Below are 12,930 nucleotides of genomic sequence, written 5' to 3'. Positions count from 1 at the left end.
AACTATCTAGTCATCTTAAGTTTTAAGCTATTCAAAACCTCTTCTGGAGCTGTAAAGATTGTACCATGTTTATGCCCTTTAGGTATGCTAAATTCAGATGAAACATCTTCAAAATTGATGAAGTCTTTTGTTTTATAAACCCCATATCTGTATTCTTTATAAACATCACAGAAGATATACCAGGCATCACCAAGTTTTAATACAGTTGGTCCCTCTACAAAATTACCAGAAAAAGCTTCAGAAGCTTCACTCCATGGACCAACAGATGTTTTACCAAAGGCGATTTTAAGATTTCGGTTAGGACGTGTATTATCTTTTAAAACCAAAACATAATCCTCTTTAGCTCTTTTTACAATAACTGCATCTATGACGCTAAAACCAGGATCACAAAATAGTTCAGGATCAGAATAGTTTTTAAAATCTTTTGTTTTCGTATAATACATACGATGATTGTTTTTTTCATCTTCAATTCCTTTTGGGAATTTATAAGGAATAGTAGACGCCCACGCAATGATGTATTCCTGGTTTTCATCATCGTAAAACAACTCCGGAGCCCAAACATTTACTGCAGTAGTATCATATTCCATAACAGGAATAAATTGCTGTTCTGACCAATTCATCAAATCTTTAGAGTTGGCATATCCAAAACCTAAATCACCACGCCAACCTGTAGTCCAAACCAAATGAAAAGTACCATCTGGTCCCTGAACCATAGAGGGATCTCTCATCAAATGACTTGGTCCAGCTTCTGGTTTTAGAAATGTAGTATCCAAATCTGTCCATTGAAAACCATCTTGACTATATAAAAGTCTCAATCCATCTGTTGCAGGCTCCTGAAAAGAAGTAAACATAAACACTTCGTTTGCCTCTTTAGTCTGATTGCAACTGGTAAAAACCAATACTAATCCTAATGTTATAGCTAATAAAAATTTACTCATTGTAATGCTATTAAACTTCATCTAAAATTAATACCCAATCATTTCCCTCTTCAGTCTCACCCGGAGCATCAAATCTTGCTACACCTGTGTTTGAAACTTCTTTTATCTCCTTAATCTCACCATTACGAGGATTAAACCATGAAGCTTTAACTTTTGAAGAAGAAAATTGATCCATATTAACTGCTATCTCATCTCCAATATAAGTATATATCATTGCATAACAATTGCCTTTTGTAGCCACTTTATAGGAATATTTTTCACCATTTTCAGCTAATAACGATTGATCCGGAACTCTACTAAAGAAGTCTCTTGAAAGCATCAATTGCTTCACATATTTCATTTGTTTTGCTCCTGGTTCATTTACAGCTTGCTGCCAGTATAATTTAGCTCCATAAGCAGGTTCTTTATCTTTTTCGCTATAAAACTGCATCACAGCACTATGTCCATATGTATATCCAAAGGCACCAGCAAATACAGACCAATATGCATATCTGCGAACATCATCATCATTCCAAAATGGTTGGTTTGTATCATGTAAACCCTGAGGAATGCCTTCATAAGATGGCTCCCCGTCAATTGTAGGTTTAGCAGGAGTCATTTTATAATCATCCTCCATATAACGCCAGTTATCCTGACCATAAGCTCTCTCTGTATCATCCTGATCATAGCGACGGTGACCAGACTGAACCATGTTAAAATCCATCCATTTTTCGTTATGAAACCAATCTGTAGAAGAACATCTGCCACGAGGATGGAATGTGATTAAGTGATTTGGATCTGTATCATTTAAACCATTACCAATGATGTTCCATGTAGCCGTTGAATCACTACCAAAAGTATCACCACCATTTAACCAAATAATATTTGTTCTGTCCTTATAACGATTTGCTAACCATTTAGAGTAAGTTGCAGCTTCATCTCTTGAAACATATCCATCTTTTACATTGTTTCCCCAAACTGGAACCATGGCCATGTATAAACCTTTTTCTGCAGCAAGATCAACAACATAATCCACATTATCCCAAAAATCATACTGTACAGAATCTTTAAAATCATTACCTTCTGTGATCAATGGAAATGCTACATTATTTTTGATTAAAGCAGAATCTCCATAAACATTTTTGGCACCAATCGTATGTAAAACCATCACCTGTATTACATTAAATCCAAGTTCTGCTCTATTGGTAAGGTATTGATCAGCCTCCTCTCTTGTCATTTTTGAAAACAGCAACCATCCGGTATCTCCCAACCAAAAAAATGGATCTCCACTTTCATCTTCCATAAACCTTCCGTTTTCGGAAATCTTTAATAAAGACAGCCCTTCTTTCTTTGTAGCTTTTTTTGAAACACAAGCTACCATCAGTAATAATGCTATAACGCCTAATGCTAATTTTTTAAACATGCCTAAACGGTTTTATTTTTTAGTTATCCATAAAATACTATAACTCTCATAAGGATTAGATAAACTAACCTTAGATCCGGCTTTAATCACCTTTTTATCACCTGTAATTTTTCCGGAATTTAAATCAACATATCTTACAACATACGTTCCTCTGTATGAAGAAAGATCCAGATCCACTTTATTATTTGCTGCTAAATGAATGATATACTCACCATTATTATTTGAAAGCATAGATAATTCTTCTGCATTTTCTGCATTTTCAACAGGCCGCATTGAAGATGCAGCATTCAATAGTTCTTTAGAGGTTTCCTGAGGTAATACAGGCAAAGATCCACCTGCCATAAAAACAGCCCAACCATAAGCATCAAATCTCCCTTCGCTGTAAATCACTGCTTTTTTCGGGAAGCGCATTTTATATTCAATCACACTTCTATAAACAGAATTAAAAGATCTGCTACCTGTCTTCTCCAAACGAGCATGTTGACGAGGAGCTAAATTTACACCACCTTTAGGAGCATATGCTGAACTATCCGGACGATAACTCCAGTAACGAACATCAATTACATCAATCACTGAAGCTCGTTCAGGTTGATTTAAAATTGCATCCTGAACATCTTTAGTTGTACTTAGGCAAATCATTTCATGCTTACCTGTTTCTTTCTCCCAATCTTTGATCACATCAATCCAGAATTCAACAAATTCTAAAGGCCCTGTATATTCAGCACTAATCAATTGAAGTACATTATGGTTATCTTCAAAATTATCTAAACACTGACGAATGAATTTATCGTGTAAGTCTCTGCGAACCGGATGGTTGATATCATAAAACTGTTCTGCAACGAAAATTCTTTTATCTCCAGCATATGGAGCTGGTTCCGGAAAGCCAGTATTATTGATATTATTAACCGGACGCCATGGACTGTCGGACCAGTGTGCTCCTGCTTCTAAAATATTATGCTGAAAGTAATTATGATGAACTAAAACCTGTCCTTCTTTGGCTGCAATATCAGCAAACTGCTTTAACCTTGACCAATAGAAATAATCGAATTTTGTAAGATCATATTTACTTAAACCATCCCAGGCAGTTCCTTGTCCACTGCGAGCCCAAGGCTGCACAAAGAAAGGAGCCCAAACATTACCATTCATGCGGCGAACTCGCTCATGATCCATTCTACGGCGATCATACCATAAACCATAATTGTGTTCCAAACCAACCATATTATTCTCCTTCATCCATTCTGATGCATATGTAAGATCATCAGTATAACCTTTTCCATATCTTCCCGGAACGTATCTTGTAACGCAAGGATTCTCTTTAATTGCCTGATAAGGACGAGCAACACCTCTCCACCAAGGTACCGTAAAGCGCATTCCTGCCATCACTTTTGATCCATATACCATCCATCCATTTTGAATAGAAATTTCAGGTATATCATCCTCTTTTACATGTTTAGCATCTTTTATTTTGGTTGCTAATAAAGCATCTATTGAATTGGTATTGATATGATTTCTTTCTGAAGCTCTCATTACCCATTGCTTCATTGTTTCCAATGGTTTGTATGATTCTTTAGTCAATTGCTCTGCAACTTCTGCAGTCGGACTACTTGAAGCTTCCTCCGGTTTGATTCTGTATTGATTTTCAAACACTTTTTCATCTTTTCCCAAACGATCTGCCAATTGCTTATAATATAAACTTCTTGGTGCCAGATGGCTATTCTGTTCATGCCAGTATCCATCGCCAATAAACTGAGCCCACGATGCAATACACCAGTTTGTAGCAGTAGGAGGAGCAAAACTTTCTATTCTGTCAGCAGAACATTGATAAAACATAGAATTGGCAGCACACCAACCCGAGCCTTGATTATCAAGATAATGATTATTAAAAGATAAACGTTGACCATCAACATTTACAATATCAAATAAAAGACCAGAAGCCCAACTGTCTATTGCTCCACTGTAATTATGAGGCAAACTCGAATAACACTCTACAAAAGCATTGGGTCCTGTTGCACAAAATCCGGTTGCAAAATCATGGTATCCGTCTTCAGCATATAATCGTTGAAACAAGGTTTGCTGTCCCATTGTAAAGAAGGTATTTCTTCTCCATCCACCAATTTCAGAAACCGGAGCTAATGAAACACAATCTTCAACGGTAACCTTTCTGGCTGTTTCATAGGCAGCTACTGCAGAACCTGCAAAATGAGTAAACACGATTTGACGAACCCAAACATTTTCGGCATTTTCAATAGAAATAGCTGTATGACAATGATCTTCGTCTTTAGTGTTTGATGCATCATACTCTGATGTTAAACTCAAATTTTCAATGCCTATATTATTGATTCTTCCTTCCCATTGATAAGGAACAACCTGACTTATTCCGTAAGTTGTATCTAAAGCTGTTGTAATTGGAGCATCAAAAAACAATGTATCTTGTTTAATTTCTTTGATGGTTCTATCCCACCATATATCTCTTTGTCCTGGTTTCCAACCCACATAACCAGTTTCTTCTCCACCATGTTCCCGCATGCTCAATTCATCAATCCACTTTTGAGTAGATGGACGATGAATCATTATTTTTTGTCCTACTGTAAAATCCTTAACATTGTTTACAGTAACATATTTTGCATTGATCGGAACATAGACATCTTTTATGTCCGATGCTTTGTCTAATATTTTATTATCCTCACCTTTAACTCTGATAAAAGTAAGTCTGTCCTTTCCTCCTACAATAATTTGGGTTCCATTATCACCCATTCCTTTCCCTCTAAGAACAATTCCTGATTTTTCAATTAACAATCGTCCTTTTACTAAATATTTTCCTGATTCAAACTGGATGGCACCTCTAAAACCTGTAATATCCATTGGAAGATTTCCAACAAAATCTATGGCTTTTTGAATCAATTCTGTAGCGTCACCTTCCACATAAGGGACAACAACTTTTGTTTTAACTAATGGTATTTCTTTTTCAGATGCTTCATATCCGCAGTAAGAGAAATCGATAATTCTATTTCCCTTTTCATCTGAGATGTATTCTAAATTTCCGTTGCTACCAATATATACAAGTGGCTTTGGACGAGGTTTCGCCAAAATTGAAGAAGCTACCACCAAAAGTGTTATGATAAATGTATTTTTAATAGCAAACATTTTATGTGTAGAAAAGATATCTTTCGCAGATTTAATCATTAGAACCGTAATTAATAGTTTTAACAAGAGTTTGATCTATAAATAAATCAAACTCTTAGTTTCTCAATTGAATTGCAATATTAAAATTACAATTTAAGATAATAGTATATATTAAAGCTCAATTCCTTTTGCTCTCATTCTATCATGCCATTCTTCGCTAAGTTTATTTAAATCGTAACCTTGCTTGGAAAGATAGTTGTTAATCCGACCTTTGTATTTACCGAACCAACCATGTTTTTCTTTTGAAGAACCACCATCAATAGCATGCTCTCTGGCTTCCAATAACCAAATATGTATTTGCTCTTTTTCTTCTGGTTTTAAATTCTGAATCATATCCTGAAACGCAGCGAAAGTATTGGGGCATACGTTGTATGTCAATCCATTTTTCACCCCGTCAATTTGCTCTTCTGTTAAAATCAGTTTTAACTCCGCATTAAAGGCAAAGTGATGATCACGAATTTTCAACTCTTGTTCTGCCTTTCGTAAATCGATTTTGGCATTTCTTAATTCTGTATTATCTGCAAATTCTTCTCTGATTTCAGCAACATCTGCATTACGAGATTCTTCTGCATCATTTAAAAATCGATAATGATCCATAATCAGGTCTCGAACCCTAATTTTTTGATCATTACTATCGAATGTTAATTCATCTACAATTTTATCTGCTCTGCCTCTGATGACTTTGGTATATTCATCATCCTCTGTTGTTGCGCATTTGGCATTGGCAAAAACAAATAAAACGATACATAGTGTTGTTAATATATTTCTCATCTTCATAACTCAAACCTTAAAATTAAAAACAAAAAATCCCCGGGAATATTTAGTTCCCAGAGATTAAACACCATATTAATATTCAATTAAAGACACTTTATCATTTAAAGTATCGTAATTATTTTTAAGATCTTGCCAGTTTACAGAAAACTTAGGATTGATACCATTGATGTACATTTCGATATTTGTATAACCATCATGGTTAATATCTCCGTTAGCATCAGATGCATCGTTAGGATTTAATCCAACTTTGATTTCATACGCATCAGGCATTCCATCTTTATCTGTATCTACGTAAGGAGTTCCTTTATATTCAGGATATCCACCTACCTGGCTGATGTCGGTAATAATTCCGATTTTATATGAATCTTCAGGTAAACGACGATATTTGAATTTAGGCACATCCTTTAAGCTAACTTTTTTAGGATACTCGATAATACCTGTACGAACCACTCTTGAAATTCGTTGGTCAACAGCATCACGAACCGGCCATGTTGCACCTGCATGATCTAACACATACTCGTGAGCATCTTTTGCTGGCATAATAGTTAAATGAGGCATTGCAAACGGACGAGTCCAGTATACTTGCTCTTTGTATTGCTTAAGATCGTCTGATAATAATACTTCTTTATATGGATCATTTTTATCTGGCATATCTTCTAACTGAACACCTCCTGCCCAGTTATCTTTGGTAACTTTTTCATTACCTTCCATGATATTACCATATACATAAGCTTTTCCATATACATGATGATCCAGCTTACTTCTTCCTGATTCAGGTTTTAAGATACGATGCCCAACAGGCTCATCTATTTTAGAAGCAGGACCTGGCTTAAAGTAGTTGTTAATAATGTTATACTTTGCAGTATAATCACCACCATCAATTGATCGGTGAACCCAGTTAAACATAGTGTTGTTTACAAAGTTAAAAACACCATTCCAACCAATAGATGGATTACGTCCTGAATTATTAGCCCAAAGATTACGCATAAAAGAACAGTTTTCACCACCAATGGTACTACCAAAAGCATGGTTCCATGTATCTAAACCTTCAGCAAAAATTGAATTCTGAATAGTAATATTTACTGTTGGAAGTTTTACATCTTTTTTGCCAGTACCATCATTCCACATGTGTCGGTAAATAGACATGTTTTCATCTAATCCCCATGTTGCAGAAATATGGTCAAGCATAATGTTACCTACAGGATTTCCTCCGATGGCATCATCACGACGACCTACCCATGTTTCTCCTCTACGAAAACGCATGTGACGAATTACCACATCGTGCGTATTGATCCAGAAACTCTCTCCAGCTAAACAAACTCCATCACCAGGAGCAGTTTGACCAGCAATTGTTACATAAGGAGCACGAACAATAATTGGACGCTCTAATTTGATAATACCTGCAACATTAAAAACAATAATACGGGCACCACCTGTTTGGCAAGCTTCACGCAAAGTTCCTGGTCCGTGATCAGCTAAACTGGTAACAGTTATTACTTTTCCACCACGACCACCGAAGCTATACATACCACCTCCCTCAGCACCAGGGAAAGATGGTATATCTGCCTGTGGTAAATCACATGGACGAGCTGCCCATGGAATATATGGTTTACCTTCAGCTTCTTCTTTTTCTACAATAGGTAACGCTTTTTCCCATGCTTCATCTGATAACTTATAAGTATCTTCAATTAATTTCTTTGACGCTTTCTTAACATCATCTGGAATATCCGGGTATTGTGCATATAAACTATTACTAAACACAAAACCAGATAATACAATTAATGTGCATAACACACGATTTGCTTTCTTCATTTCTAATTGTTTTTTTAATTCCACTATCCTTTAAATTCTATACACTGAAATAAGGTAACAACCTAATTATAATAGATATTTCTTATTTAATTTTTTGCTTTTACTTGACTCTAGTCAATACCTTTTATTTAAAAAAAGCTACTATTTCTCTTTTCTTACTATCTCCGTCTGCATCAACAACTTTTACTACAAATGAAGCAAAGCCCTCTTTTCGAGATGTAATTATTGCCTGATCATCTTTAATAATAATTGTTCCATTTGTTTCTTTTTCTATTGAATACTTTGGCGATTTTTCATAACCTTTAAATAAAGATAAAAGGCTAAAATTTATATCATCACCAATCTTATTAATATAATGCGGCTTATTCATCCATTGTAAATATTCCTCTAATTGGGTATATCCATTATTATCTTCATCATTATTACTATCTGAAAAGTCATTTTTATCAGACTGTATATTTAAGTTAAAAAACTTCTCCCACCAATCAGGAAGTCCATCTCCATCTGTATCCCAATCAGTACTTCTTGTTTCATAAGGATAATTCTCATAGCCTCCAACATCCTCCTGATCATCAGGCAGTCCTGGCTTACCTGATTTACTACCTTTACAAGAGTAAGTACCGGTTAACGTTTCTTTAATTATGCGCTGATCATGATCATCCGTTTCAGGGAAAATACATCCAACATCTGAAAGTACATCCTTATATGCGGCTACTGCAGTTTGTGTATTTACATACGATTCGAAAAATGGTTTTTCAACAAATGTTTCCCATTCTACAATAGCTTTATTACGGATTCTATATATACGTCCTTCATGTTGATTTGACTCATCAAAATACCCCGGCATAACATTTCCCATAAAATAGCCTCTTTGAGTACCCAGGCCAGTACCTTCATGGTCAATTATCAAGGCATAAAATTGATCTGTAGCTGCACCTGGTTTATAATAATTGCCAACAAAATTAACCTCTTTTGATCCACCGTCCGTTGCTCTGTGTCCCCAGTTATACACAACATTATTACGTATATCTAAACGACCTGCATAATAAGCATCACCGTCCAAACCACCTGCAAGGCTCCAATTGCGACCTTCGCAATGTGCCAATAAGTTATGGTGAAAGCTACCTACATCACCTCCAATACTACCTGCATAGCCGTGTTTAGTACCTGCAGGATAATTTGGATGACCTGCTGTATTTAGTGCTTCACTAATTAAGGTTCTTTGTAATGTAATATTTTGTCCCGACCTTGAACTAAAGGCTTCATCAATTGTCCAGCTAATTGAACAATGATCAATAATACAATTGTTACTACCTTGCATTCCCATTCCATCTAATCCCCAATTATAATCACCTTCTGATCCTCTTCTAACCCTAATATTTTGAATGATTACATCTTCAGCTCCGCTTAATCCCAGAGGAGCATTTTTTATACAGATTCCTTTTCCAGGAGCAGTTTGACCTGCTATTGTAACTTTATTATCAGATAATGTTAATCGGGATTTCAACTCAATTAACCCTGCAACATCAAATATAATTGTTCTTGGTCCTTTCTCTTCTTCTATCGCATAACGTAAACTACCTTCACCACTATCATTCAAATTTGTTACATGAACAACTTTTCCATCTCGTCCACCTCTTGCATACCTTCCATAGCCTTCTGCCCCAGGAAAGGCTGGTTGGGCAGTTCTAAATGTCCAAATATTTCCCTTTGTTATGGTTCCGTCTTTTTTTATTTCATCAACCCGCCAGAAGTATGTTAAATGCGAGTTTAGTTTGTTTACCTTATAAGTGGTATCTTTTTGATTTCCTCTATAGGAGTTGTTTGATTTATTTGCATAAAGAATTTCTTTATAATCGGACGAAAAAAATATGTTATGAGAAACAGCTTCATCATCCTTTTCCCATGTTAGTGTAATTTCATTATTATTAGCAACAACATGTTCGTTATTATTTTCTGGGTATGGTTTTTTAGCTTGGTCTAATAAGTTTGGGGTGTTTAGTTCAATTGCGTTTATCACAATATTTTTATTGGTAGTATTGTGATTTGTAGTATTAGATTTAAATAAAACTCTGACTTCTTTATTCTTTTTTGCTTTAAAAGTGAAGTAGACTATTTGTGCACTATATTTTGATAATGCCCTTACGGAAGGAGTTATATTTTCTAGAATTAACTTATCATTTACAAAAATATTTACCGGACTAAATGTATTAGCATCAGGACTATCTACATTATTAAGAAAAACTAATAGAGAGTGTTCTCCTTTTGGCAATCCTTTAATTGAAATTAAAATTCCTGCACCTTCATTCCCATGATCAACAGTAACTCCATCACTAATTAATTTAGAATTCTTTATACCTCCTTTATACCAATTACTTTTTAATCTAGTTCCATTATTTCCTTCTTTAGAAATACTAAATGTAACTCCTTCAATAGTTTGGTTACTAATATCATACTTATTCCATGCGTAATAATTAGGCTCCGATACCTGAGAAGAACTTCTTCCTGCCATATCAAAATCAATTTTCACAACTGGTAGTTGAGCAAAACAAAAAGAAGATGTAAATAATAATAAACTTAAATATAAAAACTTAAGCATGGAATTTATCTTATTAAGATTCATCAGTATTAAAAATTGGATTATTAGTTAATCTTGGAGTGCAGCTTATTTCTATAATGAAATAAACAGGAATACTGTTAAAATGGCTATCACATGTTTGTAAAGTAAAACAAGAATTGAGCCACTTATAAACTTATTTCAATTAGATTTTATTTAAATAAATCAATTAAAAAACAAGTAAGATGAAAGAGATACCCATAAAACGGGTATCTCTTTTAATATATTATTCTTGATAGTCAAATGTTCCATAAGAACCAGATTCATCTTTCCAACCAATGGTTTGCTCAATCCAAGGATTTAAAGAAATAACATCTGTTTTAAGTCCCATAATGTAATAATTTTGTTTCCAATCAATTTGAACAGCATCACCTCCAACATTATCCATAGGTGTTTCTAACTCTTCTAAAACAAAATTATTAGTATATATAGTTGCCAAATCATCGATCTGAGTACTAAAATCATCCGCATCAGGGTCTACGCTAACACCTTCTATAACTGCAATAAGTGGATCATCTGAAGTTGCAACTTGGTTATATTGCAAATAATGACCTGTACGCTGAGTGCCATTAAGAGTTGCTAGTCCTAATTTTACACAAGTAGTATTATTAGCTGTAGCATCATCGTTATAAAGCATCCATCTTTGAATATCCCAGAAGCGTTTACCTTCATAAGCCAATTCAACACGTCTTTCATACAAACAAGCTTCGATTGCTTCATATTTATCTGCCAAAGTTCCAATACCATAATTATTAGCAGAAGGAATACCTACACGATTTCTTATCATACCTAAATAACTAAGCGTATTTGGAATATCTCCTTTTGCTGCATAACATTCTGCAATTCCTAATAACAACTCTGCATAACGATATTCAAAAATATCAGTTCCTGAATATTGAAAACTACTTGTATTATCAGCATTTGTATTTGTCATTTTTCTGACAAATGCAGGACTTGAGATATTATTATTTTCACTAAAATAACTAACAGCAGCATCATCAACCCAACGATAAGCCCATACAACTGATTCATTATTGTCTTTATATGGCCATTTACTTCCTGAAAACGCAAATGTTCTGTAAAAACGAGGATCTCTATCTTTGAAGAATAAAAATTCATCATATCCATTTTCAACTGTAGGACGTGATCCATCTGCCATAGGAAATAAATCAATCATTTCTTTAGGTGCTGACAATCCACCACCACCATCTTGACTACTCAAACGTATATTCTTTTCCCAAGAATTATTTAATGAAGTATTTACATTTCCGCTACTTAATAATTGTACAGTAATTGCCTCAGAACAAAAACGATTGTCCTCTAAAAACATATCTGCCCATTCTTTAGCATTGCTTCCATATAAACCATAACCATCAGCAGTTAATTGTATTTCTGCAGCTAAACCAGCCTGTAATGCATTTTCCCAACGTTCATTACCTGAATTATCCCAATCTTTATTAAATAATGGGCTTGCAAACGTTAATAAAACACGTGCTTTTTGAGCTAAGGCAGCTCCTTTTGTTACTCTACCATAATCAGAAGATGCCCAGTTCTCAGGTAACAAACTAGCTGCTTCATCTAAATCTGATACAATTTGATCAACTAGTTCTGCGACAGAAGCTCTTGGATGTTTAATTGCATCAACTGTGGATGTAGCATTCTCAACTTCTGTTACGATAGGAACACCACCATAAGTTCGCATTAAGTCAAAATACTGAATAGCTCTTAAATAATACATTTGACCTTTTGCATGTTTACGATAATCCTCATCTAAACTTGCTCCTCTAACATCAATTTCTGTAATCAATTCATTACAATCTCTAATCCTGGTATAAGGCTCAGGTTTAATTTTATTTTCAACTTTTGAACCATAGTATCCAGATGCATCATCTGCATCCTCTAACATGATTGTTGGATTAATTAAATCTCTAATTCCCCCAATCTCTTCAGTCATACCTGATTGTTCAGTCTGATAAGATCCTACTAATGTTGCTGTTGGAGATGTGAATCCTGCAAAAAAGTCGTAATATAAGTTATTGATATACCAATCTACACGATCTTGAGATTCATAAAATGAAGGATCGTAATCTCCATAATTTTTCTTTTCCTCCAGAAAATCATCACTGCAGGAAATGCTAGTTACAATTAGCAAGGCTAGCAATATATATATATTTATCTTTGCTTTCATGATTTGAAATTCGTTT

General features: G+C 34.7%; 7 protein-coding genes. All 7 read right to left on the bottom strand.

Annotation, left to right across the window (positions count from 1 at the left end; all coding sequences use genetic code 11):
• Nucleotides 1–2 precede the first annotated feature (2 nt).
• On the bottom strand, nt 3–938 hold the full coding sequence (locus OM075_RS05760) for a glycoside hydrolase family 43 protein (RefSeq protein ID WP_301189534.1): 936 nt from the start codon (nt 936–938) through the stop codon (nt 3–5).
• A gap of 10 nt (nt 939–948) precedes the next feature.
• Entirely contained in the window at nt 949–2,340 is a 1,392-nt protein-coding gene (locus tag OM075_RS05755) for a glycoside hydrolase family 140 protein (RefSeq protein ID WP_301189533.1), read from the bottom strand.
• Nucleotides 2,341–2,352: 12 nt separating this feature from the next.
• Nucleotides 2,353–5,523 (bottom strand): DUF6298 domain-containing protein, encoded by a 3,171-nt coding sequence (locus tag OM075_RS05750; RefSeq protein ID WP_301189532.1) that lies wholly within the window; start codon nt 5,521–5,523, stop codon nt 2,353–2,355.
• Nucleotides 5,524–5,634: 111 nt separating this feature from the next.
• The gene (locus OM075_RS05745) at nt 5,635–6,300 is read right to left on the bottom strand and encodes a DUF3826 domain-containing protein (RefSeq protein ID WP_301189531.1); all 666 of its coding nucleotides are present in this window, start codon (nt 6,298–6,300) and stop codon (nt 5,635–5,637) included.
• Nucleotides 6,301–6,369: 69 nt separating this feature from the next.
• A complete protein-coding gene (locus tag OM075_RS05740; RefSeq protein ID WP_301189530.1) occupies nt 6,370–8,109 on the bottom strand; it encodes a pectate lyase family protein in 1,740 nt (579 codons plus the stop codon).
• A gap of 124 nt (nt 8,110–8,233) precedes the next feature.
• The gene (locus tag OM075_RS05735; RefSeq protein ID WP_301189529.1) at nt 8,234–10,708 is read right to left on the bottom strand and encodes a pectate lyase family protein; all 2,475 of its coding nucleotides are present in this window, start codon (nt 10,706–10,708) and stop codon (nt 8,234–8,236) included.
• Between the two features lie 244 nt (nt 10,709–10,952).
• Nucleotides 10,953–12,914: a RagB/SusD family nutrient uptake outer membrane protein gene (locus OM075_RS05730; protein WP_301189528.1), complete on the bottom strand. Its 1,962-nt coding sequence runs from the start codon at nt 12,912–12,914 to the stop codon at nt 10,953–10,955.
• Nucleotides 12,915–12,930 lie beyond the last annotated feature (16 nt).

The sequence above is a fragment of the Plebeiibacterium sediminum genome, from assembly GCF_026013605.1.
Classification (GTDB): Bacteria; Bacteroidota; Bacteroidia; order Bacteroidales; family Marinilabiliaceae; genus Saccharicrinis; species Saccharicrinis sediminus.
Note: the sequence above shows the minus strand (reverse complement) of the source record. Positions and strands in the feature narration are given on the sequence as shown.